Consider the following 24,979-nt stretch of genomic DNA (forward strand, 5'->3'; position numbering starts at 1 on the left):
ATAGGTCCCCACCTCCCACGCCTCTCAAAGGCTTGGAGGCAAGCGCCGTGCGATGGTTTTTCGGGAATCAACTAAAGGTCATCAGCCAATGAACTTGTTTGTGACGAAGCGTAACGGCCACAAAGAACCCATCGATCTGGATAAAATTCACCGCGTGCTCGACTGGGCTGCCGAGGGTCTCGACAACGTGTCGGTCTCCCAGGTGGAACTCAAGTCCCACATCCAGTTCTATGACGGCATCCGTACCGCCGATATCCACGAAACCGTCATCAAGGCCGCTGCTGACCTGATCTCCGAGCAAAGCCCGGACTACCAGTACATGGCCGCCCGCCTGGCCATTTTCCACCTGCGCAAGAAGGCGTATGGCCAGTTCGAGCCGCCCCACCTCTATCAGCACGTTGCCAAACTGGTGGACATGGGCAAGTACGACAAACACCTGCTGGAAGACTACAGCCAGGCCGAATTCGAGGAGCTGAACCAGCACCTGGATCACTGGCGTGACATGGACTTCTCCTACGCAGCGGTCAAGCAGCTGGAAGGCAAGTACCTGGTCCAGAACCGTGTCACCGGCGAAATTTACGAGAGCCCGCAGTTCCTCTACATCCTGGTAGCGGCCTGCCTCTTCTCCAAGTATCCGAAAGATACCCGTCTGGACTACATCAAGCGCTTCTATGATGCGGTCTCGACCTTCAAGATCTCGCTGCCGACCCCGATCATGAGCGGCGTGCGCACCCCGACTCGTCAGTTCAGCTCCTGCGTGCTGATCGAGTGCGATGACAGCCTGGATTCCATCAATGCCACCGCCAGCGCCATCGTGCGCTACGTGTCCCAGCGCGCCGGCATCGGCATCAACGCCGGCCGCATCCGTGGTCTGGGCAGCCCGATCCGTGGCGGCGAAGCGTTCCACACCGGTTGCATCCCCTTCTACAAGTACTTCCAGACTGCCGTGAAGTGCTGCTCCCAGGGCGGCGTGCGCGGCGGTGCAGCCACCCTGTTCTACCCGCTGTGGCACACCGAAGTGGAAAGCCTGCTGGTACTGAAGAACAACCGCGGCGTGGAGGAGAACCGGGTCCGTCACATGGACTACGGCGTGCAGATCAACAAGCTGATGTACCAGCGCCTCATCAAGGGCGGCGACATCACCCTGTTCTCCCCGTCCGATGCACCGGGCTTGTACGATGCCTTCTTCGCGGATCAGGACAAGTTCGAAGCGCTCTACGTCAAGTACGAGCAGGACCCGAGCATTCGCAAGAAGACCCTCAAGGCAGTGGATCTCTTCTCCCTGATGATGCAGGAGCGCGCCGGTACCGGTCGCATCTACATCCAGAACGTAGACCACTGCAACACCCACAGCCCGTTCGATCCGAGCGTGGCGCCGGTGCGCCAGTCCAACCTCTGCCTCGAGATTGCACTGCCCACCAAGCCGCTCAACAACGTGGATGACGAAGAGGGCGAGATCGCGCTCTGCACCCTGTCCGCCTTCAACCTGGGTGCCATCGAGAAGCTGGAAGATCTGGAAGAGATGGCGGATCTCGCCGTGCGCGCTCTGGATGCCCTGCTCGACTATCAGGACTACCCGCTCAAGGCCGCGATGAAGGGCAGCATGAACCGCCGTACCCTGGGGATCGGCGTCATCAACTACGCCTACTACCTGGCGAAGAACGGTGCCCGCTACTCCGACGGTTCCGGTCTGGCGCTGACCCACCGCACCTTCGAGGCGATCCAGTACTACCTGTTGAAAGCTTCCGTGCAGCTGGCCCGCGAGTTCGGCCCCTGCCCGGCCTTCAACGAGACCACCTATGCCCAGGGTATCCTGCCCATCGATACCTATAAAAAGGATCTGGACAACCTGTGCAACGAACCGCTGCACCTGGACTGGGAAGCGCTGCGCGAGGAGATCCGCACCGTGGGTCTGCGCAACTCCACCCTGACCGCCCTGATGCCGAGCGAGACCTCCAGCCAGATCTCCAACGCCACCAACGGCATCGAGCCGCCGCGCGGCCTGGTCTCTGTCAAGGCCTCCAAGGACGGCATCCTCAAGCAGGTGGTGCCCGAGTATGACCGCCTGAAGGATCAATACGAACTGCTCTGGAAGCAACCGAGCGTCGATGGTTACCTGCAGCTGGTCGGTATCATGCAGAAGTTCGTGGATCAGGCGATCTCCGCCAACACCAACTATGATCCCGCCCGTTTCGAAGGCAACAAGGTACCGATGAAGCAGCTGCTGAAGGACTTGCTGACCGCCTACAAATACGGCCTCAAGACCCTGTACTATCACAACACCCGTGATGGTGCGGACGATGCCCAGACCGATCTGCAAGATGACGGTTGTGCCGGCGGCGCCTGCAAGATCTGATGAACCGGGCGGGAGCGACAAGCTCCCGCCCTCCTGTTTCCCCTACTTCGCGATATTCGACAACCATGGCCTATTCAACTTTCTGCCAGACCCAAAACGACCAGCTCAAGGAGCCGATGTTTTTCGGCCAATCGGTCAACGTGGCCCGTTATGACCAGCAAAAACACGAAGTGTTCGAACGGCTGATCGAAAAGCAGCTCTCCTTCTTCTGGCGCCCGGAAGAGGTGGACGTCTCCCACGACCGCATCGACTTCCAGGCCCTGCCGCCCCACGAGCAGCACATTTTCATCTCCAACCTGAAGTACCAGACCCTGCTGGACTCCATCCAGGGTCGCAGCCCCAACGTGGCACTGCTGCCGCTGGTCTCCATTCCGGAGCTGGAAACCTGGATCGAGACCTGGGCCTTCTCGGAGACCATCCACTCTCGCTCCTACACCCATATCATCCGCAACATCGTCAACACCCCCGCCCAGGTGTTCGACGACATCGTCACCAACGAGCAGATCTTGAAGCGCGCCGGCTCCATCAGCCACTTCTACGACGACCTGATCGAAGCGACCGCGCTCTACCACCTGCACGGTGAAGGTACCCACCGGGTGGCCGGTCGTGACGTGACTATCACCTTGCGCGAGCTGAAAAAGAAACTCTATCTGTGCCTGATGAGCGTCAACGCACTGGAAGCGATCCGCTTCTACGTCAGCTTCGCCTGCTCCTTCGCCTTCGCCGAGCGTGAGCTGATGGAGGGCAACGCCAAGATCATCAAGATGATCGCCCGCGACGAAGCGCTGCACCTGACCGGGACCCAGCACATGCTGAACCTGATGCGCAGCGGCCAGGACGACCCCGAGATGGCCGAGATTGCCGCCGAGTGCGAACAGGCCTGCTTCGAGCTGTTCAAGGAAGCCGCCATTCAGGAGAAGGAGTGGGCCGAGTACCTGTTCCAGGACGGCTCCATGATCGGTCTGAACAAGGACATCCTCTGCCAGTACGTGGAGTACATCACCAACCTGCGCATGAATGCGGTGGGTCTGCAGCCAGCCTTTGCCGGGGCCAAGCAGAACCCGATCCCTTGGATCAACACCTGGCTGTCGTCCGACAACGTGCAGGTCGCCCCGCAGGAAGTGGAAGTGAGCTCCTATCTGGTGGGTCAGATCGACAGCGAAGTGAATGCCGAAGACCTGGGTGATTTCGAACTGTGAGTGACGCCAGCAGCACGCTGACCCCTGCCCCGCACGCGGCCCCCGCTCCAAGCGACGCAGGCTCGCCACGGGTGCATACCCAGGATGGCGTGCTGCACGCCCATCCCGGCGAGAGCGTGCTGGAAACCCTGGAGCGCCACGGTCATCACGTGGAGTTCCAGTGCCGCAGCGGCTATTGCGGCGCCTGCCGCACCCCGCTGCTGGCAGGCAAGGTGCACTATGCCGCCGTGCCGCTCGCCTTTGTCTCCCACGGAGAGTGCCTGCCCTGCTGCTGCAAACCGGTGGGCGCCATCCGGCTGGACATCAAGAAGCGCTGAGACCCCCTCAGGTTCGCGTCAGCAAACAAAAAGCCGCCGGATTGCTCCGGCGGCTTTTTTACATCCATCTCTATGCCTCGTGGGCGGGCGGCTGATACACCAACCGCCCCCACAGCGCCTTACAGCCAGGGCGCGGCGGTCGGCCCATGGTGCAGACCCAGCTTCCAGACCCGGCCGAAGTGCTTGTAGTGACCGGCCGCGACACCGGCCTTCTCGCCCATGCCGTGGTAGAGATCAAGGTGGCCCTTCTTCACCGCCCCGCCTACATCCAGCGCAATCAACAGCCGCAGCTGGTGCTTGCCGGTCCAGTTGCCCTCTTTGTCCAGCAGCGGCACTTCCGCTAGGATCGGCGTGCCCATCGGCAGCAGGGTCTTGTCGGCGGCCACCGCCGCCATCGGCAACAGCGGAATGCCGGCAGCCCCGATCACGTCGTTGGTGGGGCGACGCTCGAAGAAGACATAGGAGGGGTTCTGCTCCACCAGCTCCTTGACGCTCTCCTCCGGCTGACGGTTGGCCCAATCCTTGATGGCCTTCATGGACATCTGCTCCTTGGGCACTTCGCCTCGGTCGATCAGCACCCGGCCGATGCTGACGTAACCGTGACCGTTCTTGCCGCTGTAACCCAGATATTGCAGCCGATCATCATCGCCATAGTGGACGAAGCCCGAGCCCTGCACGTCCATCAGGAAATTGTCGATGAGGGATTTGCTGTAACCCAGCTCCAGCCCGCGGTTGGCCAGGGCCCCTTGATGGATCTGGGCACGGGTCGGACAGCGGCCACCACATTTGGGCATGGCATAGATGGGGTACTTGTACTTGGCATCCGGGCGGTGACGCACCTCCAGCACCGGCGAGTAGTAACCGGTGAACAGCACGTTACCCATCCGATCCGAGCCGCCCAGCTGGGCGAGGCTGATGCCGTAACGGGTAATCTGAGCGGGATCGCCGCCATTGGCCACCCAGCGGGAGAGTTGATGGTAAAGCTCGCCATAGCGGCGCGTCATCTTGCCGGAGCGCTCCAGCACCAGCCGGCTCTGGGGGCCGAATTTGCTGTAGTCGGCGCGCTGTCGGCTGTTGACCCGCTCCACTCGCACCAGATCATCAGGCAGGGGACCGTCCAGATACTGCTTGCCCAGATTTTCCGGCACCTCGCAGTTGAGAAAACATCTGGCATCGGGTTTGTTTTTGGGCACCTGGGCTTGCTCAGAGTTGCCCGCACAACCGGCCAACCCCAGCACTGCGGCGGTCAGCCAGTAAGCGTGTTTATTCATATGTCCTCATATAACACCAAGGGTTATGTTCGGCGGGGAAGATGCCAAATTTGTAGGGGGAAAGCAAACGCCTTCAGGCCTGGGACAGCGGATTTCTCCAAAGGGGATCTTCTGGGTTATAACAAGGTAACAGGGTGTGAGAGGCCATGGATGGAACAGCTCGAAATTTTCCCGCTGCAGAGCCCCTGCATCGGGGTCTGCGAAGTGAACAACAAGGGCTACTGCAAGGGGTGCCTGCGCAGCCGCGAGGAGCGTTTCAACTGGCTCACCATGAGCCATGCCCAGCAACAAGAGGTGATGCGCCTGTGCCGTGGTCGCAAGGCGCGGGTGGAAGCCGCTCGCCGCAAGGCGCAGGAGGGGGCCCAACCCGAGTCGCCAGAGCAACCTGGCTGGGATTTTTAAACCCTGCCCCTTTCATATCTCTCTTTATCCCTCCCTTTGCGCCACCCGCAGCAGCTCGCTGAACGCCACGAACAGGTGATAGAAGGTGCTGGCCGGTGCATGGTCGGCCAACGGCGCCCCCGTCACATCCACCTGATCTAGCCACTGACCCGGCAGGGCCGGCATCAGGTAATAGTCAAAGATCCGCCCCACCACCTCGCCAATCCGGCGGGCTGTCTCAGCCTCCCCTCGCCGCTCGTAGGCTGCCAGCAGCGCCTTGAGCTGCTCGGTCTGACACCAGAGCCGGCTGGTCGCCCGATGGGGCAGCCCGTCATCGGTGAGTTCATCCAGCACCAGCCCGGTCGGCCCGTGGCCGTGAGCGGCGGCAAAGCGGGTCAGGATGGCGATCCCCTCGCCTATCTCGCCCTCACTCGGCCCACATTCCCACTCTTGTGCCAATGCCCGGTAACGGGCCAGCAGCCAGCACCACTCGTAGTGATGGCCCGGGTCGATCAGGTGCGAATCGGGATGGGTCGGGAGAAGCCGTTCATCGAAGAACTCCCGCAGCAAGACGGGCTCCAGAAAGCGCTGGCGAAACAGCTGATAGAGCCGATGGGTGCGCCCCTGCCAGCGCGGCTCATCAAAGCACTCCGCCGCCACCAGCAGCGCTTCGAACAGATGCATATGGGGATTTTGACTGCGCAGCACGCTTGGCGGAAAGCAGGAGTGAAACCCGCCATACACAGGATCGGCAAAGAGCAGTTCGATGGCCTGATAGCGCGACTCGGCCTGCAGCTGCCAGCGCGGCTCGCCGCTCAAACGGTAGAGCCAGCACTCGGCCAGCAGGGCAAAGGCGTATTCGTAGCAACACACCGAACCGTCGGCGGGCGAGCCATCTGAATTGAGGGAAAACAGCTGGTTGCCGGCACCATCATCAAAGTGCCTCATGCCGAACCTGGCGCAGCGATCTGCCAGCTCGCCCCCCTCATACCAGCCGAGCAGGGCTGCGTGGCTGAACACATAGATCTGGCGGCTCTGCACCCGAAAGCGAATGGGCTGCCAGAGCGGCGCGCCTGCGCCATCCAGCCCTTCGGCAAACAGCCCCCGCTCCCAATCAAAGCCGTTCGCCCCCCAGTGAGGCAGCGCCTCCTCCACCAGCCAGCGTCGGCAGCGCTGCGCGGCCTCTCTTATCCCGTCATGCATCTCATCACCTCTCCAGCCAACCCATCATCCAGCCCATGAAAAGGGAGAGCCCTGCTCTCCCCTGTCTGTGCTCACTCTCAACCGGCCTAGAAGAGCCCGACGGCGACCCCGACAAAGGCCAGCACCAGCAGCCTTGACCGGCGAGACGTTGCGTCTGGCCATCAGATACCAGGTGCCAAGCACCACCAGCAGTGGCATCAGTTTGGGAAAGATGCCGTCCAGCATGGCCTGCAGCTGGATGTTGACCCCGTCGGAGGTGACGAAATCGAGCCCGGTGGAGAGATTGACGTAACTGGCCGCCACCCCGCCCATCACGAAGACCCCGAGCAGGGAGAGCGCCTCGCGCAGCTTGACCGACTCCGAGCTCACCAGCGCCTCCACCGAGCCGGTCCCCATCCGGTAGCCCTTCATGAACAGCATGTAGGAGCCGGTGATGACGATGGCGTTGAAGCTGATGATGTAAAAGAGCGGCCCCAGCACGCTGCCGCCGGCGGCCAGCGCCATGCCGATGCTGAGCAGAATGGGCACCAGCATGCCCGGGATCATGGAATCCCCGATCCCGGCGATGGGCCCCATCAACCCCACTTTCAGGGTGTTGATGGTCTCGCCATCGATCCGCTCGCCGTTGGCCCGCTTCTCCTCCAGCCCTACCGCCAACCCGTTGATGATGGCGCCAAGCTGAGGCTCGGTGTTGTAGAAGGAGGCGTGACGCTTCATCGCCTCCGTCCGCTCCGCCTTGCCGGGATAGAGCTTCTTGAGCGCCGGCATCATGCCAAGGCAGAAGCCGAAGGATTCGAGCCGCTCGAAGCTCATGGAGGAGAGGTTGTACATCATCCAGGCGCGCCAGCAGGCACGCAGATCCTTGAGAGTGAGGGCCACCGGAGCCTTGCTCACCGGCTGGCCCGCTTGCAGCTGTGCGTCCATCAGAATTCATCCTCATCGTCGGTTTGGGTGGCAGCGCGGGCAGCCGACGCAGGGCGCGGCTCCGGCTTGTAGTTGTAGTGGATGAGCGCGAGCAGGGCGCCGATCATCACCAGCCCCACCATGTTGAGCTTGAGAAAGACGATGCCGACAAAGCCCACCAGAAAATAGATCAGCATGCTGCTCTGCTTGATGATCTGCTTGAGCAGGATGGCGATGCCGACCGCCGGCAGAATGCCGCCCACCACCGTCATGGTGCGGATCACCAGCTCCGGCAGGCTGTTCATGAAGCCTTCGATGTACTGGTTGCCAAAATAGACGGCGATGAAGGTGGGCACGAAGCGCAGCACGAAGTTGCTGACCTGCGGGAAGATGGCGCTGTTGAGGTAGACCCCCTGCTCGTCCCCCTGCTCCAGTGCCACGTCGGCCCTGTGGTTCCAGTAGGAGTTGAGCACCATCATGAAGTTGAAGAGGATGGTGCCGGCGATACCGATGGTGGCGGCAATGGCCACCGCCACCGACGGCTCCTTGCCCGACAGGATGCCCAGCGCAATGGCCGGAAAGGCGACGAAGTTGAGATCTGCCGGCATGGAACCGCCCGGCGTCACCATGGCGATATAGACCGCCTGCACCGCCACCCCGATGAGGATCCCGGTCTGGATATCACCTAGGATGGCCCCCACCAGCATGCCCGAGACCAGCGGACGGGTGATGGTGTACCAGCCCCCGGTCAATCCCAGCAGCCAGGGGCTGCTGAGAGCACCGAGATAACAGAGTATCCCGATAAGTGTTGCTTCCAGAAACATGATGTTTGCTCCCTATTTCAGCTTTTTCTGGGCATCCGCCCAGCTGTAGTGGCTGGCATCCGGCACCAGCCGAAAGTCAATGTCGTGGCCAAGACCGGCCAGGTAGTCAAAGGCGGCGATCTCTTGCGCCGTCACCGACTGGTTGGGGCCTATGGTGGTGGTCTGCTCGCGGGCACTCATGGGCCCGACGTTGATCTTGCCGTTGTGGTTCTCAAGGGAGATGCCGGCGGCGCAGAGCCGCTGCAGGGTGACCGGCGACTTGCCGATCACGAAGTAGCGCTTGTCGCTGGCGATCACCTTGGGCAGCTTGGCAATCGCCGTCGCCACGTCGAACAGCCATACCCGGGTGTCAGGCACGGCACCGATCATCACCTGGGAGAGCAGCGGATCGGCCGCCACCTCGTCATCGATCGCGACGATGCCGTCGCAAGGCAGCTCCCTGGCCCAGCGCGTCACCAGCTGACCATGGATCACCCGATCGTCAATGCGTACAAATGAAATGGCCATCTCGCTCTCCTAGAAGTTGTCGTCTTGCTGGTGCGCAACCGCCGGGGCCGCGATCACCATGGATTCCAGCGCCTGGACCAGCAACTGGCGGGCCGCCTCGTGCACATCCACGGCATCCAGCAGCTCGGCGCTCATCAGCAGCATGGGGAAGTTGACCCCGGTCACCACCGCCAGCGGCTGCCGCCATTCGGGGTCAAACGCGAAGCGGCACGCCACGTTGTAGGGGGTGCCGCACTCCATGTCGCACAGCACCAGCACCCCGTCAGCCCCCGCGCCATGGTGGCGCAGGGTCTGTTCAAACTCGGTGCGAAACGCCGCTATTCCCCCCTCTTCGGTGAGGGAGACGGTCGCCACAGCGGGCAGTTCGCCGTAAACCATGCTGGCGCTGGCCAGCAGGGCCGGCGCCAGTGAACCATGGGTTGCGATAAGGATCCTCAGCATCTTGGTTACCCCCTCACATAGGCCTTGATGGTGGCGATGGTCGCCCCTTCACTCTCACCGCTAGGGCGGATGCAATAACGCCCCACCGAGGCCGGGACGATGAAGGTCTCGGCGTAGTGCACCACAAACGGCGCGAACGCATGGTCGGGACTTTCCACCGTCGCCTCTCGCCCCTCGATCAGATTGAGTACCTGTACGGTGCCGCCGGTGTCGTGTTCCACCGGCACACTGAACCAGTGGCGACGGGTCTCGATGAATTCCCGCTCGTGCAACCCGGTGCGCTCCTCGCGCCAGCCTGGCCCCTCGGCAATGAGCTCGATGCGATTGACCAGGTGTTCGCGGGTCCAGTCGGTGTCGCGCTCCCACTGGATCACCTTGCTGCCATGCTCCAGATGGATGGGGCGCGGGATGCCGTCGAGCCCGACCCTACCCCAGTCCCACAGCTTGAAGGTGAAGATGTAGGGGGTGGCACTGATCTCGAGCACCATGGCCCCCTCTCCCGAGCAGTGAACGGTCCCGGCCGGGATCAGGAAGTGATCGTGTTTACGGGCCGGAAAGCGGTTGATGAAGCGCTCGTCATCGAAAGGCTTCTCGCCACGCTGGGCGGCGGCCAGATCCGCCAACATCGCCTGCGGGTCGATACCGGTGCGGGTGCCGAGGTAGACGCAAGAGCCCGGTTTGGCATCGAGCAGGTAGTAGCTCTCGTCCTGGGTGTAGTGCATGCCGAACTCCTGCTGGATGTATTCGGTCAGCGGATGCACCTGCAGGCTGAGCGGCTGCCCCCCCACCGTATCGAGAAAATCGAACCGGATCGGGAACTCGGCGCCAAAGCGGGCGTGTACCCGTTCCCCGAGCAGGGCGCTGGGCTCGCACAGCACCAGGTTTTGCGACGGGATCTCCACCCGTACCTCGCCAATGCGCAGGTAGAGGCTGTTCTCTTCCGGTACGCAATCAAAGCACCAGGCATAGTTGGGTTGAGCCGGGTCCAGATCGCACACCTGCTTCATCCACTGCCCACCCCAGACCCCGGGGTCGAAGAAGGGCACCACCCGAAAAGGCTGGCGCGCTGCCTGATGCAACCCCGTCAGCAGCGCCTGCCCCGTCACCAGGGTCGGCTTGCCTCGGGTGTTGGTATCGAGCAGGAAATCGATGGTGGGCAGCTGGGCCAGTTTATGGCGGTCAAACACCCGCCACTCGATGAAGAAGGCGCGCTTGTAGCGGCGCAGAATGTCCTCCTCCTCGTTGCCGGCCCCCCAGTTGCCCAGCTCCTTGCGCCGCAGTCGCTGCTGGATCTCCCAGCGGGCGAGATCGGCATAGACCCGCACATCTCCTCTTGCCACCAGCGAGGCGCCACTGCCCATCACCACCACCAGGCCACCGGTTATCTCTGCGACCTGCTGCTGCAGGCGCGCCAGCGCGGCCGGGTCAAAAAACTCCACCGTCTTGTGGGGGGCCAACACACCAAACACCCGGTCCTCTGTGATGAAGCGCTCCAGCATCGCCAGCACTTTTGATTCGGGCAGACGGGCCTGCTCCACATCTATAAGCGTGTAGGGCCCAAGCCTCGCCAGCAGCTGGCTACGCAGCTCGTCCTGATCCACGCCGTGATAGCAGTCGATCACCAGCACCACCCTTGCCCCACCTTGCCCGTCTGCCGCAGCCTGCAGTCGCCGGGCTATCTCATGCCAGCCGGCGCAGGCGGCGCCCTCATGGCCGGCGACCACCACTTCCGGGAATTTGTCGTAGTTGGAGACGTAACTCGAATGAATCATTGGCTTGCTCTCTCGTTGACACCTGGGAGAGAGATAAATCGATTAACCTGTTAACCACAACCTGATAAACAAGATTAACCTCATAAAATGGTGTATTTGATCGCCAACATGGGTGAAATATGTGATCATGACAGCAATTTCATCATGGTACGTTAACAACGAAAGGTTAATCGATATACCTTTGAGGCCTACTCCCTGACAGGATCCATCCCATGAGCAATGTGACCGTTGCCGACATCGCCCGCCATCTGGGGGTGTCGACTGCCACCGTCTCCATGACCCTGCGCAACAAGGGGCGCATCTCCGAGCACACCCGCCAGCGGGTACTCAGGGCCATCGACGAGCTCGGCTATGTCTACAACCAGACCGCCGCCAACCTGCGCAACAAGAGCAGCAACCAGGTCGGTCTGTTGCTGCACGACATCACCAACCCCTTCTATGCGGAGATGACGGCGGGCCTGAGCCGGGAGATGGAGCATCACGATCTGATGCTGTTTCTGGCCAACAGCGAGGAGTCGGCCACCCGGCAGCAGCAGTTCACCGACTCGCTGCAGCGCAACAACGCCGCCGGCATGGTGATCTGCGCCACCCAGACCACTCCCCGCAGCTTCTTCGAGAGCCTGCAGCGCCGCCGCATGCCCACCATTCTGATCGTGCGGCCGGTGCCGGACGTGGCGATCGACTTCGTCGGCACCGACAACTTCCTGGGCTGCCAGCTGGCGACCGAACACCTGCTGAAGCTGGGCCACCGCCATATTGCCTTTGTCGGGGGCAACTCCGCCTCCATCAGTCGCTCCCAGCGCCTCGGCGGCTACATGAGCAAGTTGCTCGAACACGGCATCTCCCCAAGACCGGAGTGGATCATCGGCTGCGGCGCCAGCCGGGTGGAAGGCACCCGCGCCATCACGGCGCTGCTGGAACAGCATCCCGAGGTGACGGCGGCGGTCTGCTATCAGGACGTGGTGGCGCTCGGCGCCATTCTGGGGCTGCGCAAGCTGGGGCGAGTCATCGGTCAGGACTTTGCACTGGTGGGCTTTGACGATCTGCCGGAGACGGCGCTGGTGGATCCGCCCCTCACCACCGTCTCGGTGGCGTCGCGGGAGATCGGCCGAAAAGCCGGCGAGCTGCTGCTCGAGCGGATGGCCGGCAACGACGAACCGGCCAAGAGCATCATTCTGCCCCCCACCCTGGTGGTGCGCCAATCCTGCGGCAGCCCCTAGCGGGCCGCCGCAAGCGCGGTTTCAAGTTGCTTGCCCAGCAGAAGTGACAATCCGGGGCGTGCCATCCTCCCCGGCCAACACCCGCAGGCCAAAGCCGCGCGCTCCCAGCGCTTCGTAATCGTGACCGGCGACGGCGGGCCACACCGCCAGCGCCGAGAGCTGCGTCGCGCCGGTGTTGATGAGTCGATGGGCCACATGGCCTGGGATATGGTGAACGCTGCCGGCAAAGACCTGCTCCAGCCGGCAGACACCGGCCATATCCTGCAACAGCAATAGCCCCTTTCCGCACAACCCGAAGTAGTATTCGGCCTGCTCGGCGCGAGCATGGAGATGACCGCGGGTCATGAAGAACTCCTGGCCAACCCGGCCCGCCGCCAGATAGGTGACCCCCATGTTGAGATCCCCCTCGCCGCCATGACCGGGCAGCATGGCGACCCGATAGAGCCGGGTATCAGGCGAAAGCGCAGCTTCGGCGTGCGGGTCGGCAAAAAGCCCCTGCAGGTCAGCCAGGGTGGTGCTCTTTTCCACCAGCTCGGCGCCGCCGAGTTTGCCGGTCGCAAAATCGAGAATGGGGGGGATCATGGGGGTCATCATCAGCTCCTGGGGATCGGGTTATCGGCAGGCGCAGCGGCGCCCTTCGGGGTTCCACGCTAGAGGGTTAATCCATTAACCACAAGCCAGGTTGCCCTACCCTCGTCACTTTTTTGGACAATAAATTGGGGCAATAAAAAAGCGGCCCAAAGGCCGCTCTCTTGTATGGCGTGTTGCTGACTAGCGGATTATGCCGTGGCCAGCTTGGCCTGCTCTTCACCGCGCTTGAGCATGGCGTAGGAGACACCGGTCAGCAGCGAGCCTGCCGCAATCGCCACGATATACATCATGACGTTGCTGATGGCGTGCGGGATGAACAGCACAAACAGACCGCCGTGGGGCGCCATCAGCTCGCAACCAAACAGCATGGAGAGCGCACCGGTCAGGGCGCCACCCACCATGCAGGCCGGGATGACCCGCATCGGATCCTTGGCGGCAAACGGAATGGCCCCCTCGGAGATGAAGCACAGACCCAGCACGAAGGAGGCTTTACCCGCTTCCTGCTCCGCCTTGATGAACTTGGTGCGGGCCAGGAAGGTGGCGATCCCCATCCCCAGTGCCGGCACCATACCAGCGGCCATCACGGCAGCCATCGGGGCGTAAGTTTTGGAGGCCAGCAGGCCGACCCCGAAGGCGTAAGCCGCCTTGTTGACCGGGCCACCCATGTCGAAGCACATCATGGCGCCGATGATGACACCCAGCAGCACGGCGTTGGCGGATCCCATGTTGTTGAGGAAGGTGGTCATGGCATTCATGATGCCGGCCACCGGACCACCCACCACGTAGATCATCACCAGGCCGGTAAACAGGCTGGCAAAGAGCGGAATGATCAGGATCGGCTTGAGCGCTTCCAGGGTCACCGGCAGGCGCACCTTGTCGCTCAGGTACTTGGCGCTGTAACCGGCCAGGAAACCGGCCACGATGCCGCCAAGGAAACCGGCGCCCAAGGAGCTTGCCAGCATGCCGCCGATCATGCCGGGAGCGAGACCCGGACGGTCAGCGATGGAGTAGGCAATGTAACCGGCCAGCACCGGGATCATCAGGGCAAAGGCAGAGCCGCCACCGATCTTCATCAGAGCCGCGGCCAGAGTGCCTTCCACCTTGAATGCCTCAATCCCGAATACGAACGAGAGCGCGATGATAAGGCCGCCCGCCACCACCATGGGCAGCATGAAGGAGACACCGGTCAACAGGTGCTTGTAGGGGCCAGCTTTTTCCTCTTTCTTGGGTTGGCTGGCGCCGCTGTGGCGATAGATTTTCGCCTCACTCCAAGCCTTGTCCAGCTCGGCACGGGTTTTCTTGAGCGCCACTCCCGTGCTGGTGCGATAGACCGGCTTGCCGTCGAAACGGGCCATGTCCACCTCGATATCGGTGGCGAGGAACACCAGATCGGCGGATGCAATCTCCTCGGCTGTCAGGGCGTTCTGGGCACCGACAGAGCCTTGAGTTTCGACGCGGATCTGGTAACCCAATTGCTTGGCCATGGTCTCCAGCGCTTCTGCCGACATAAAGGTGTGGGCCACCCCGGTCGGGCAGGCAGTCACCGCCACAATGCGCTTGCCAGCAGCGGCCGGTTTGGCGGCAGCGGAGGCGGCTTGATGACGATAGAGGCTGGCGCCACTGGTGGCTGCTTCCAGCAAGGCGGCCGGATCCTGCAGGGCGAGATCCATGCTGCCCTGATAGACCCGCTTGCCGTCATAGGCGGCGAGATCCACCGGGGCACTGGCGACAACCAGCACCAGGTCGGCGGCGGCAATCTGCTCTTTTGAGGGGATCTGGCGCGGTTGCACACTGGAGCCGACGTCGAGGGTGAGCTCCCAGCCAGCCAGTTTGGCCTGCTGTTCTATCCGTTTTGCAGCGAGAAAGCTGGTGGCAATGCCCGCCGGGCAAGCCGTAACCAAGATTGCTTTCATTGGGCATCTCCTGAGTTTTCCATTGAGGGGGTATGGCATTGAACCGGTGCCAGCGCATCCAGACGCTGTACGCGCACCTGTTCAAGCAAGGGGTTGAGCACACTGATATCGCTAAAGCCGACCGCCACCTGGCTGACCGCCAGCGCTGAGACGGCGGTGGCCAGCCGCAGGGTCTGCTCCGGCGTCCAGCCAAGGCTGAGGCCATGGGCGAGACCGGCCACCAGGGAATCGCCGGCACCGACAGTGCTGACCACCTGCATCCGCGGTGGAATTGCCTGCCAGACGGCATCCGGGGCAAACCAGATGAGGCCATCGGCACCGTTGGAGATCACCACGTTGGGGATCCCGCTGGCCTGCAGCGCGCGAGCACATTCGGCCTGCTCGCTCAAAGTCTTGATGGGGCGGCCCGCCCACTGGCTCAGCTCTTCCAGATTGGGTTTGACCAAAGTCGGCGCCGCCTTGATCCCTTCGCTTAACGCCGCGCCGCTGCAATCGAAGATCACCTGCTTGCCTTTGGCCTTGAGCAGGCGGATCAGATGGGCGCAGTAATCGGGGGCCACCCCTTTGGGCAGGCTGCCCGCCAGCACGAACCAGTCGGCGTGCGCTGCCAGTTCGTCGATGGCCTGCTCCAGCGCACTCACTTCCCCTTGCTGGATGGTGAGCCCCGGCAGGTTGAGATCGGTGACCCGGCCGGATTGCTCGGAGATCTTGACGTTGATACGGGTGCTGCCCGCCACTCGCACGAAGTGCTCGGCCAGGGCACGCTCGGTAAACAGGGAGACGAAGCTCTGCTGGTTATCGGCGCCAAGCCAGCCGGTGACGCCCACCTCGCGGCCCAAGTCCTTGAGCACCATGGCGACGTTGATCCCCTTGCCCGCCGCACGCAGGTTGGCCTCGCTCACCAGGTTCACCTCGCCCAGGCTCATCGCCTCGAGACGGGTAGTGAGATCGAGCGCAGGGTTGAGGGTGATGGTCACTATGTCCATCAGTGCGCCCCCTCGCCCAGCCCGGCCGCAATGGCGGCGCCTATGCCCTTGAGCGCCGCTTCGGCATCCGGGCCTTCGACGCGAAACGCCAGACGGTGCCCGCACTTGACGCCCAGACCGATGACCTTCATCAGGCTCTTGGCGGAGACCGCCTCGCCGCTGCCATCCAGATTCGCTACCCGGATGTCGGATTCATACTCTTTGGCCACCTTGACCAGCATGGCGCCGGGGCGGGCATGCAGGCCGTGGGGGTTGATGATGGTGAAGGTGTCGGAAAGACCGCTGGCCGGCCCCGCTTGCAGCATGGCCAGCCCCTCGCCGCCCGCCAGCATGGCAAGTTGACCGGCAGCCGCCAGTTTGGCCAGGTTGTCGAGCTGCGCCAGATGGCCGCTATCTGCGGCGCACAGCAGCAGCAGGGCGTTGACCGGCAGCTCCCCTGCGCGAAGTTCGCTGCTCGGGGTGGCCAGCACCCAGCCGGTCTGAGCCGATGCTGTTTGCTGAACATTGGCCCGCGCTAGCCAGATACCCTCGCCCAGATAGGCAGGTTCACTTGCCAGCAGGGCGCTCACCATAGCGGCATCCCCCCAGCCGGCGGATTTGGCGCGGGCGGCGGCGCCCAGCAGCAGCTGATCGCGATCGTCCGCCGGGAAGTCGGCCAGGGCCAGGAACTGCACCTCTTTGGGCGCAGTCGCACCGGTCAGGATATTGATGATGGTGTCGGCATCGGTGGCCTCTTTCAATTGTGCCGCCGCCTGCTCATCACCCAGCACGTGGGTGAGCTGACGCAAAATGCCCAGATGCTCGTCGGACTTGGCGGCGATGCCGATGGCGACATAGGCGATCTGCCCCTCGTCCCACTCGATCCCCTGCGGGAACTGGGCCACCATGACGCCGGTGTTCTTCACCAGATGCCGGGTGTCGGTGGTGCCGTGGGGAATGGCGATGCCGCTGCCAAGATAGGTGGCGTGCTGAGCTTCACGCGCCAGCATGCCATCTACATATCCCGCTTCCACCAGACCGGCTTCGGTCAGTTTGCCTGCCAACAGGGCAATGGCTTCGGCCTTGGTCGCCACCGACTGCCCCAGCAAGATCTGCTGTCGCGCCAACTTCAACATAGAGATTCTCCATCAGGTGCCGGGCGGCCTGACCGTACCGGCTCATCAAACATAACCATTCGTACCACTCGCCTGCTGACAATAGACCGGATTGCATCCCTTCGCGGGTCATACCAGGTTTTCATGCCCGGCCATCGATTGTCTGCTGACAAGCTGAATCGTTTCACTTACACTCAGACTGAATCGTTTCAGCGAATTGATCAAGTACCCACAAAGAGTGCTTTTCAATGATATGATCCCGCGCACACTTTTCGGTGCCCTCACCAGGCAGTGCCCGTGGGCCTTGCAACTCAAACAGAGCCAACATGATGAAACTGGATGAAATCGCCGCCCTCGCCGGTGTCTCGCGCACCACGGCCAGCTATGTGATCAATGGCAAGGCCGACCAATACCGCATCAGCCAGGCCACCCGCGACAAGGTGATGGCGGTGGTCACCGCCCACAACTACCAGCCGGACAGCCGCGCCGCCTCCCTGCGCGGTGGCCAGACCAAGACCCTGGGCTTCATCCTGCCCGACCTGGAGAACGCCAGTTACGCCAAGCTCGCCAAACGGCTGGAACAAGGGGCGCGGGTACAGGGCTATCAGCTGCTGATCGTCTGCTCGGAAGATGACCCCGCCACCGAGAAAGAGCTGGCCGAGATGCTGGCCAGTCGCCACGTGGATGCGCTGCTGGTGGCCAGTTGCCTGCCACCCGAAGATCCCTTCTACCTCGGCCTGCAGACGCGCGGCATCCAAGTGCTCGCCATCGACCGGGCCATGGCGGCCGACAAGTTCGTCACCGTGGCCAGCGAAAACCAGAAGGCGAGCTTTGATCTCACCGCCTCCCTGCTCTCGCCGGCAATCAAGCACATCGCCCTGATCACCGCGCTACCGGCACTCACGATCAGCCGTGAACGCAAAGCGGGCTTCGAGCAGGCCGTCGCCAGCCACAGCACGGCTTGCCATCTGTGTGAAGGAGCCCACTTCTCCCGCGCCGAGGGCTACCGCCTGATCAAGACGCTGCATCAGCAGCTCGGCCAGCTGCCCCAGGCACTGGTAGCCACCTCCTACATCCTGATGGAGGGGGTACTCGACTATCTGCTGGAACAGGAGACCGACATGAGCCGGCTGGCCATGGCCACCTTCGGCGACGATCGCCTGCTCGATTTTCTCCCCTTCGGCATCAACTCCCTGCCCCAGCAACACGATGCCCTCGCCAGCCAGGCGCTGGAGCTGGCCCTCAAGGCGATTGGCGGTGAATATCAGTGCGGGCTGCACTATGTGAGCCGTACCCTCAAGCGCCGCCGCTAACCCTCTCTGCATCGCGCGCCGCTGCGACCCGGTTCGCAGCGGCGCGTTTTTTCACCAGCCGAAGTGCACTACTGTCATTTTTTATTTCCACTTATTCTACCCACCCAGTACAAAATCCGCTTTTACACGCTTGTATCCAACATTTTAATTCGCTAAGTTGGCAACCATCTTTTACAACCAGCGGATTTTTCGTAACGATGGGTTCACTCCGATATTGCTAGCCTCCGGTCTCGACCCCGGAGGCGCCTTGCCAACACCTCATATGCCTGCTGCTCACCGCGCAGTTTCTCGATTCGGATGGACACCATGAATACCAAAACCCTGGGATGTACCCTGTTGATTGCCGGCACCACCATAGGCGCTGGCATGCTGGCCCTGCCGCTGGCCTCCTCCTCCCTTGGCGGACCCGCCACCCTGCTGCTGATGATCGGTCTCTGGGGCCTGATGGCCTTTACCGCCATGCTGCAGGTGGAAGCGAGCCTCAACACCGGCAAGTGGTACCTGCACCAACTGGCGGATCACCTGCTCGGTCCCTGGGGCAAACGCATTGCCTCCTTCTGCATCCTGATGCTGTTCTACTCGCTGGCCTCCGCCTACATCAGCGGCGGCAGCAGCCTGCTGGCCCAGGCGCTGGCCGATGCCGGCCTGCCCCTCAGCCAGGAGCAGGCGGCCTGGGCCTTTACCCTGCTGTTTGGCGGCATGGTCTGCGTCGGCACCAAACAGGTGGATTACCTCAACCGACTGATGTTCACCGTCAAGCTGGTGATCATGTTGGCAGTGCTGGCGCTGCTGCTGCCGCGCGCCGAGGGACAGCACCTGCTCTCCATGCCGCTCGGTCAGGGCTTGTTGCTGGCAGGCCTGCCGGTCATCTTCACCTCGTTCGGTTTTCACGGCTCCATCCCGAGCGTGATGCTCTACCTGGGGGACTGTCCCAAGCAGCTGCGCCGGGTCTTCGTGTGGGGCTCCGCCCTGCCACTCATCCTGTATGTACTGTGGCAAGTGGCCATCCTGGGGCTGCTCGGTCAACAATCCCTGATCCAGACCGGCGGGGCGCTGGACAGTCTGCTGGCCAACGTCGGCAATCTGGTGAGCTGGCCCGCCTTCAATCAAGCGATGCACCTCTTCGCCGATCTGGCGCTGGCCACCTCCTTCCTCGGAGTGACGCTGGGACTGTTCGACTTCATGGCCAAGGTGACCCGCCGCAAGGACAACTGGCAGGGCCGCACCCAGACCGGCTTCATCACCTTTGTGCCACCCCTGCTGTTTGCTCTCTACTTCCCGCAGGGCTTCATCATGGCGCTCGGCTACGCCGCCATCGCGCTGGCGGTGCTGGCGGTGCTGCTGCCGGTGGCCCTGGTGTGGCAGAGCCGCAAGCAGGCCGAGGCGCACCACTACCGCGCCCCGGGCGGCGTGCTGGCCCTGGGCCTTGCCGGTGCCATGGGGGTGCTGATCGTCGGGGTGCAGATAAGCGTCAGCATGGGATTGCTGCCCGCGCTCTAAGCCAGAGTCGGTGCATGCCCCAAAGCAAAAGCCCCGCCAACCCAGTTGGCGGGGCTTTTTCCATACCATCGGTATATGCCATCGATATAAAGGGGTCCGCCTGCGCGGTGATCATCTCCCTGATACATCAAACGTTCATATATGCACCATGTATCGACATCCTGTATATGTGTGAACAATTCTTGTACACTGATAGCAGATCGCCTTTTTGGCAACAGAACACACGCTCAATCCAGCAAGGAGCCTGACATGGTCGCAACCGCACACGTTCAACGGCAAGATGGCGCCGTTGATCCCAGCAAGGCGCTGCCAGTGGTGTTTCGCATCCTGGACAAATGGCAGTGCAACACAGATGAACAATTGCGACTGCTCGGCATCTCTTCGCGTTCAACTTTGAACAAGTACAAGGAGTCCCACGGCGGGATCAGACTGAGTGCGGATCTGCAGGAGCGAATGAGCTACCTGCTCAACATTCACAAGAGCCTGCGGGTACTGTTCAGCGCGGACGAGAGCATCTATGGCTGGGTACGCAAGTCCAACAGCCACCCCTTCTTCGCCGGCCGCAGCGCCATGGAGGTGATGCAGGGTGGCAGGGTGGCCGATCTGTATGAGGTCGCTACCCGCCTACACGCCTGGCGCGGAGGCATGGCCTGATGCAGACGCCTCCGCAGCGCGCATTCAAGGACGAGTCCGCCTACCGGATCATCCCGAGCCGCTACCCCACCATCTGCCTCTATGAGGATGTGGCCAACGCCGACGAACTGGAGGCGGTCTGGGCCATCGAGGCGCTGACCAACGACAGGCTGAGGGAAGAGGCCGGCGAGCTGACGCGGGTGCCGAAAGCGGACTGGCTGGTGGGCTTGGCTGGCGGCAGCCATGTGATGGCCGCCTTCACCCACCTCAATCCGGAGGGGGCCCGCTTCACTACCGGCGATTTCGGCGGTTATTACTGCGCCCCCAGCCTCGACACCGCCATCAAGGAGACGGTCTACCACCAGGAGCGCGTCTTCGGCTACACCCGTGAACCCGCCCAGAAGGTGCAGATGCGGGTGATCCATGCCGAGTTCAGCGCCAGCCTGGTCGACATTACCGGCGAGGCCTTTCTCGCCACACCGCTCTACCATGCTACCGACTACGGATATTCCCAGGCCTTCGCCCGCGAGCAGAAAGCCCTAGATGTGGACGGCATCTGTTACCGCTCGGTGCGCCACAGCGGCCACGACTGCTACCTGCTCTATCGCCCGCGCCTGGTCAATCGCGTCCATCAGCCCCGCCATCTGGAGTACCACTGGAACGGCAGCGCCATCGCCAACGTGCTGCAAATCACCCTCTATGGCGAGTGACGGGCACTGCCCGCCTCACACGGCCGACTTCCGGATATAGAAAAGCCCCGCCAGAGTGGCGGGGCTTGTTACATCAACCGAGCGGGGAGCAGGCTCCTAGGCCGCTTACTGGTTGTGGGTAGCGCGACGGGGACGACGAGCCTGAGCCGGTTTGCCGGCGCCGCCTTCCGGACGCTGGCCACCCTGGGGCTTGGGCTTGCCGCCGTTGCCGGAGCGGTTACCGCCGCCATTGCCACCGTTGGCAGAACGACCGGCGCCCTGACGCTGGCCTTGACCTTGCGGGCGCGGCGCACGGCGCTGCTCGCTCGGATCGCGCGGCTCTTTGCGAAGCGGCGCGCCGATGCCACGGGCGATGTTGTCGAGGGTCTCGCGGGAGGCTTCAAAACCGGCCACCTGCTCGCAGGGAATGTTCTGCTTGGTCAGCCGCTCGATGGCCTTGATGAGCTTGCCTTCATCGGCCGCGACCAGGGAGATGGCGTGACCGGCGGCGCCGGCACGGCCGGTACGGCCGATGCGGTGCACGTAATCTTCCGCCACGTTCGGCAGCTCGAAGTTGACCACTTGCGGCAGTTTGTCGATGTCCAGGCCACGGGCGGCGATGTCGGTCGCTACCAGCACCTTGACGCTGCCATCCTTGAAACCGGCCAGGGCGCGGGTACGGGCACCCTGGCTCTTGTTGCCGTGGATGGCGGCAGCGCTGACGCCGTTCTTGTCGAGGGTCTCGGCAACGCGGTTGGCCATGTGCTTGGTACGGGTGAACACCAGCACCTGCTGCCAGTTGTTGCTGGTGACCAGGTGGCTCAGCAGGGCAATTTTGTTGGCCTTGTCACAGGGGTGTACCAGCTGCTCGATACGCTCGGCGGTGCTGTTGCGCGGGGCGACTTCGATCACCGCCGGGTTGTCCAGCAGGCCGGTGGCCAGCTCACGGATCTCGTCGGCGAAGGTAGCGGAGAACAGCAGGTTCTGGCGCTTCTTCGGCAGCAGGGCCAGGATGCGGCGGATGTCGCGGATAAAGCCCATGTCGAGCATGCGATCCGCTTCGTCCAGCACCAGGATTTCCACTTCGTCGAACTTGACGGCGTTCTGGTTGTAGAGATCCATCAGGCGGCCCGGGCAGGCCACCAGCACGTCCAGACCACGGCGGGTGGCCATCATCTGCGGGTTGATACTCACGCCGCCAAATACCACGTGGCTGCGGATCGGCAGGTGTTTGCCGTAGTTGCGCACGCTCTCGCCCACCTGGGCGGCCAGCTCGCGGGTCGGGGTCAGCACCAGGGCACGGATGCGATTCGGGGAAACCTTGCGCTTGCTTTCAGTCAGACGCTGCAGCATCGGCAGGGTAAAACCTGCGGTCTTGCCGGTCCCGGTCTGGGCGGCGGCCATCAGATCACGGCCAGCCAGTACCGCCGGGATCGCTTGTTGCTGAATGGGAGACGGGGTGTCGTAGCCTTGCTCGGCAACGGCACGCAACAAGGGTTCGGCCAGACCGAGGGAAGTAAAACTCATAATTACCTGCTAGGGATAGGGGCGCCGACAATCCGGGATGGGGCTCCTCTGCTGAGCCGATGCCATCTCGCCAGACTCGGGCCTGTTGAGAACACAACGATTTCCCCGGGGAGCAGAGCAAAGGGGAAAGAATAGGGGCGCAGTCTAACGGAGTTATTGAGGAGAAACGAGAAAAATGTGACGTTCCTCCCAGCATGTTTGCCAAAAGCAGGTCAGCGTCCCGCCCGGAAAAGCCGCTCAAGAACTCATTCGAATCAGACTATGCTTGATGCCAGATAACGGCGATACCGCCGCATCAGTCCTGTACAAGGAGGTTCAGGTTCATGCGTGTTCATCTTCTGTCGGCCGCCCCTGGCTGGCTCTTGCTCTCCCTGCTGGCAGTTGGACTCTCTCTGCCGCTGCAGGCCAAGCCCGGGCTGTCGGTGGCCTGGAGCCACTGGCCTCCGTTCAGTTACATCAATCCCCAGGGGACGCTGGATGGGCTGGACGTCACCCTGACCCGCCAGATCCTGAGCAAGGCAGGGCTGGAGCCCCACTTTCGCAACCTGCCCTGGGCCAGGGCCATCCATCTGCTCGAGCTGCAACAGCTGGACGTGGCCATGGGGGCGCTCGATACGCCGGAACGGCGTGCCTTTGCCCGCTTCTCGGTGCCCTATCGGCGCAGTACCTTTGTGCTGCTGAGCAACAACCCCATCCCGGGCCAGCGAGATCCCTGGCTGGCGGTGTCAGACCTGCCACAGCTTTGCCAGCAAAGCCAGCTGCGCCTTGGCAAGCTGCGCGGCACCCGCCCCATCCAGCTGATGGAAGCGTGTCCCGCCCTCAAGAACGCGAGCGAATACAACGCGGATGACCGACTGGTCGATCTGCTGCTGGCCCGTCGGCTGGACGGCGTCATCATGGAGTGGCAATACGCCCGCTACCGGCTGCATCAGCTGGGGGCTGATGGCTTTATCCGCTGCCAGTTGCTGCTCCATCACCAACCGGTCAGCCTGATGTTTGCCAACTCGGCCGTCACCGATGCGCAGCTCACCCGGGTCAATGAGGTAATTGCCGGCCTGCCCTCACCCGGCCGTGACGTGGCGCCGCCTCCCTGCCGGCTCGACAACCCGGCGGCTGAGCAGGTGACACCCAACCAATAACCCAGCGCGATGAACACCCATGAAAAAGGCGACCCTGAGGTCGCCTTTTGACTGTGACTGCGTCTGCACCACGCGATCAGCCGAGCGGTAGGCAAGACGATCAGCGCAGTTGCGGGGTATGGGTCAACACGCCCTGGTTCTGGGCACGGTGGCGCAGCAGGTGATCCATCAGCACCAGTGCCAGCATCGCCTCGGCGATGGGCACGGCACGGATGCCGACGCAAGGATCATGTCGACCCTTGGTGATCATCTCGGTGGCCTCACCCTCGGTGGTAATGGTCTTGCCCGGTACCGTGATGCTGGAGGTGGGCTTTAAGCCTAAGCTCACCACGATATCCTGACCCGACGAGATGCCGCCCAGAATGCCGCCCGCATGGTTGCTGGCAAAGCCGGCCGGGGTCATTTCGTCGCGGTGCTCGGAGCCTTTTTGCTCCACCACCGCGAACCCGTCGCCGATCTCCACCCCTTTCACCGCATTGATGCCCATCATGGCGTGGGCAATGTCGGCATCGAGGCGATCGAACACCGGCTCACCCAACCCCACCGGCACATTGCTGGCAATGACCTGCACCTTGGCCCCAATACTGTTGCCCTCTTTCTTCAGGTCGCGCATGTATTGATCGAGCGCTTCCAGCTTGCCCGCATCGGGGAAGAAGAAGGGATTCTGCTCGATCTGGGCCGCGTCGAAGGCTTCTGCCTTGATGGGGCCGAGCTGGGAGAGAAAACCGGTGATCTCGATGCCGTGCACCTGTTTCAGGTACTTCTTGGCAATGGCACCCGCCGCCACCCGCATCGCGGTTTCACGGGCGGAGGAGCGACCGCCGCCGCGATAGTCGCGCTGGCCGTACTTCTGGTGATAGGTGTAATCGGCGTGGCCCGGGCGGAACAAGTCCTTGATGTCGGAGTAGTCCTTGGAGCGCTGATCGGTGTTCTCGATCAAGAGCCCGATGGAAGTGCCGGTGGTCTTGCCCTCGAACACTCCGGAGAGGATCTTCACCTCGTCCGGCTCGCGGCGCGGCGTGGTGTAGCGGGAGGTGCCGGGCTTGCGCCGGTCCAGATCCCCCTGCAGATCCGCTTCGCTGATCTCCAGTCCCGGCGGGCAGCCGTCGACCACGGCGCCCAGCGCCAGGCCGTGGCTCTCGCCGAAGGTCGTCACACGAAAGAGTTGGCCGAAACTGTTCCCTGCCATGAGTGCTCCTG

The 24,979-nt window shown here is 62.6% G+C and carries 23 protein-coding genes; 10 read left to right on the plus strand and 13 right to left on the minus strand.

All coding sequences use genetic code 11. The features are described 5' to 3' along the window. Positions 1–88: 88 nt before the first annotated feature. The 3 genes from nrdA to yfaE all read left to right on the plus strand — a co-directional run bounded on the left by nrdA (position 89) and on the right by yfaE (position 3,872). Positions 89–2,356, plus strand: a complete 2,268-nt coding sequence (gene nrdA, locus AACQ43_RS13215) for a class 1a ribonucleoside-diphosphate reductase subunit alpha (RefSeq protein ID WP_016350655.1) — start codon at positions 89–91, stop codon at positions 2,354–2,356. A 65-nt stretch (positions 2,357–2,421) separates the two neighbouring features. Further along, positions 2,422–3,555, plus strand: a complete 1,134-nt coding sequence (gene nrdB, locus AACQ43_RS13220; RefSeq protein ID WP_044799954.1) for a class Ia ribonucleoside-diphosphate reductase subunit beta — start codon at positions 2,422–2,424, stop codon at positions 3,553–3,555. Continuing rightward, a complete protein-coding gene (yfaE, locus tag AACQ43_RS13225) occupies positions 3,552–3,872 on the plus strand; it encodes a class I ribonucleotide reductase maintenance protein YfaE (protein WP_168967574.1) in 321 nt (106 codons plus the stop codon). Before nrdB ends, yfaE begins: the two co-directional genes overlap by 4 nt. 119 nt (positions 3,873–3,991) lie before the next feature. Here the strand turns inward: yfaE and mltA are convergent, their stop codons facing one another. Then, entirely contained in the window at positions 3,992–5,143 is a 1,152-nt protein-coding gene (gene mltA, locus AACQ43_RS13230) for a murein transglycosylase A (RefSeq protein WP_044799952.1), read from the minus strand. A gap of 150 nt (positions 5,144–5,293) precedes the next feature. Here mltA and AACQ43_RS13235 point away from each other — a divergent pair, with 150 nt between their 5' ends. Next, complete coding sequence (locus AACQ43_RS13235) at positions 5,294–5,545, plus strand: DUF1289 domain-containing protein (protein ID WP_077096264.1); 252 nt, start codon at positions 5,294–5,296, stop codon at positions 5,543–5,545. A 24-nt stretch (positions 5,546–5,569) separates the two neighbouring features. Here AACQ43_RS13235 and AACQ43_RS13240 read toward each other — a convergent pair whose 3' ends face one another. Genes AACQ43_RS13240 through AACQ43_RS13265 form a run of 6 tightly spaced genes read right to left on the minus strand, consistent with a single transcriptional unit; the run spans position 5,570 to position 11,174 of the window. Beyond that, complete coding sequence (locus AACQ43_RS13240; protein ID WP_168967575.1) at positions 5,570–6,727, minus strand: AGE family epimerase/isomerase; 1,158 nt, start codon at positions 6,725–6,727, stop codon at positions 5,570–5,572. A 24-nt stretch (positions 6,728–6,751) separates the two neighbouring features. Then, positions 6,752–7,651 (minus strand): PTS system mannose/fructose/sorbose family transporter subunit IID, encoded by a 900-nt coding sequence (locus tag AACQ43_RS13245; protein ID WP_248280995.1) that lies wholly within the window; start codon positions 7,649–7,651, stop codon positions 6,752–6,754. After that, entirely contained in the window at positions 7,651–8,454 is an 804-nt protein-coding gene (locus AACQ43_RS13250; RefSeq protein ID WP_039213311.1) for a PTS mannose/fructose/sorbose/N-acetylgalactosamine transporter subunit IIC, read from the minus strand. The genes AACQ43_RS13245 and AACQ43_RS13250 overlap by 1 nt, the downstream gene beginning before the upstream one ends. 12 nt (positions 8,455–8,466) lie before the next feature. After that, positions 8,467–8,961 carry a PTS system mannose/fructose/N-acetylgalactosamine-transporter subunit IIB gene (locus AACQ43_RS13255; RefSeq protein WP_016350649.1) on the minus strand — a complete coding sequence of 165 codons (495 nt, stop codon included), beginning with the start codon at positions 8,959–8,961 and terminating at the stop codon, positions 8,467–8,469. 9 nt (positions 8,962–8,970) lie between these two features. Next, a complete protein-coding gene (locus AACQ43_RS13260) occupies positions 8,971–9,402 on the minus strand; it encodes a PTS sugar transporter subunit IIA (protein ID WP_168967576.1) in 432 nt (143 codons plus the stop codon). A 5-nt stretch (positions 9,403–9,407) separates the two neighbouring features. Continuing rightward, positions 9,408–11,174 carry a class I mannose-6-phosphate isomerase gene (locus AACQ43_RS13265; RefSeq protein WP_168967577.1) on the minus strand — a complete coding sequence of 589 codons (1,767 nt, stop codon included), beginning with the start codon at positions 11,172–11,174 and terminating at the stop codon, positions 9,408–9,410. A 212-nt stretch (positions 11,175–11,386) separates the two neighbouring features. Between AACQ43_RS13265 and AACQ43_RS13270 the strand changes: the two genes are divergently transcribed. Further along, positions 11,387–12,394, plus strand: a complete 1,008-nt coding sequence (locus AACQ43_RS13270; RefSeq protein ID WP_168967578.1) for a LacI family DNA-binding transcriptional regulator — start codon at positions 11,387–11,389, stop codon at positions 12,392–12,394. A gap of 21 nt (positions 12,395–12,415) precedes the next feature. On the opposite strand, the gene AACQ43_RS13275 is transcribed toward AACQ43_RS13270, so the two are convergent. From AACQ43_RS13275 to fruB, 4 genes are all read right to left on the minus strand, one after another. Then, a complete protein-coding gene (locus tag AACQ43_RS13275; protein WP_168967579.1) occupies positions 12,416–12,985 on the minus strand; it encodes a glucose-6-phosphate isomerase family protein in 570 nt (189 codons plus the stop codon). Positions 12,986–13,173: 188 nt separating this feature from the next. Beyond that, entirely contained in the window at positions 13,174–14,898 is a 1,725-nt protein-coding gene (fruA, locus tag AACQ43_RS13280; RefSeq protein WP_168967580.1) for a PTS fructose transporter subunit IIBC, read from the minus strand. Beyond that, positions 14,895–15,884: a 1-phosphofructokinase gene (gene pfkB, locus AACQ43_RS13285; protein ID WP_168967581.1), complete on the minus strand. Its 990-nt coding sequence runs from the start codon at positions 15,882–15,884 to the stop codon at positions 14,895–14,897. Before pfkB ends, fruA begins: the two co-directional genes overlap by 4 nt. After that, complete coding sequence (fruB, locus tag AACQ43_RS13290; protein WP_168967582.1) at positions 15,884–16,999, minus strand: fused PTS fructose transporter subunit IIA/HPr protein; 1,116 nt, start codon at positions 16,997–16,999, stop codon at positions 15,884–15,886. The genes pfkB and fruB overlap by 1 nt, the downstream gene beginning before the upstream one ends. Positions 17,000–17,304: 305 nt before the next feature. Here fruB and cra point away from each other — a divergent pair, with 305 nt between their 5' ends. The 4 genes from cra (at position 17,305) to AACQ43_RS13310 (ending at position 21,134) form a co-directional block, all read left to right on the plus strand. Next, positions 17,305–18,291, plus strand: coding sequence for a catabolite repressor/activator (gene cra, locus AACQ43_RS13295; RefSeq protein WP_044799940.1), 987 nt, complete (start codon positions 17,305–17,307; stop codon positions 18,289–18,291). A 306-nt stretch (positions 18,292–18,597) separates the two neighbouring features. Then, positions 18,598–19,791 carry an aromatic amino acid transport family protein gene (locus AACQ43_RS13300; protein ID WP_168967583.1) on the plus strand — a complete coding sequence of 398 codons (1,194 nt, stop codon included), beginning with the start codon at positions 18,598–18,600 and terminating at the stop codon, positions 19,789–19,791. 249 nt (positions 19,792–20,040) lie between these two features. Then, entirely contained in the window at positions 20,041–20,445 is a 405-nt protein-coding gene (locus tag AACQ43_RS13305) for an MbcA/ParS/Xre antitoxin family protein (RefSeq protein ID WP_016350639.1), read from the plus strand. After that, positions 20,445–21,134 carry an RES family NAD+ phosphorylase gene (locus tag AACQ43_RS13310; protein ID WP_168967584.1) on the plus strand — a complete coding sequence of 230 codons (690 nt, stop codon included), beginning with the start codon at positions 20,445–20,447 and terminating at the stop codon, positions 21,132–21,134. Before AACQ43_RS13305 ends, AACQ43_RS13310 begins: the two co-directional genes overlap by 1 nt. A 105-nt stretch (positions 21,135–21,239) precedes the next feature. Here the strand turns inward: AACQ43_RS13310 and AACQ43_RS13315 are convergent, their stop codons facing one another. Next, complete coding sequence (locus AACQ43_RS13315; protein WP_011706195.1) at positions 21,240–22,640, minus strand: DEAD/DEAH box helicase; 1,401 nt, start codon at positions 22,638–22,640, stop codon at positions 21,240–21,242. 323 nt (positions 22,641–22,963) lie between these two features. On the opposite strand from AACQ43_RS13315, the gene AACQ43_RS13320 reads away from it, so the two are divergent. Next, the gene (locus AACQ43_RS13320; protein WP_146062648.1) at positions 22,964–23,779 is read left to right on the plus strand and encodes a substrate-binding periplasmic protein; all 816 of its coding nucleotides are present in this window, start codon (positions 22,964–22,966) and stop codon (positions 23,777–23,779) included. A 100-nt stretch (positions 23,780–23,879) separates the two neighbouring features. On the opposite strand, the gene aroC is transcribed toward AACQ43_RS13320, so the two are convergent. Further along, a complete protein-coding gene (gene aroC / locus AACQ43_RS13325) occupies positions 23,880–24,968 on the minus strand; it encodes a chorismate synthase (protein ID WP_016350634.1) in 1,089 nt (362 codons plus the stop codon). Between the last annotated feature and the right edge of the window lie 11 nt (positions 24,969–24,979).

This window comes from Aeromonas sp. DNRA1 (genome assembly GCF_963888745.1).
GTDB lineage: Bacteria > Pseudomonadota > Gammaproteobacteria > Enterobacterales > Aeromonadaceae > Aeromonas > Aeromonas hydrophila.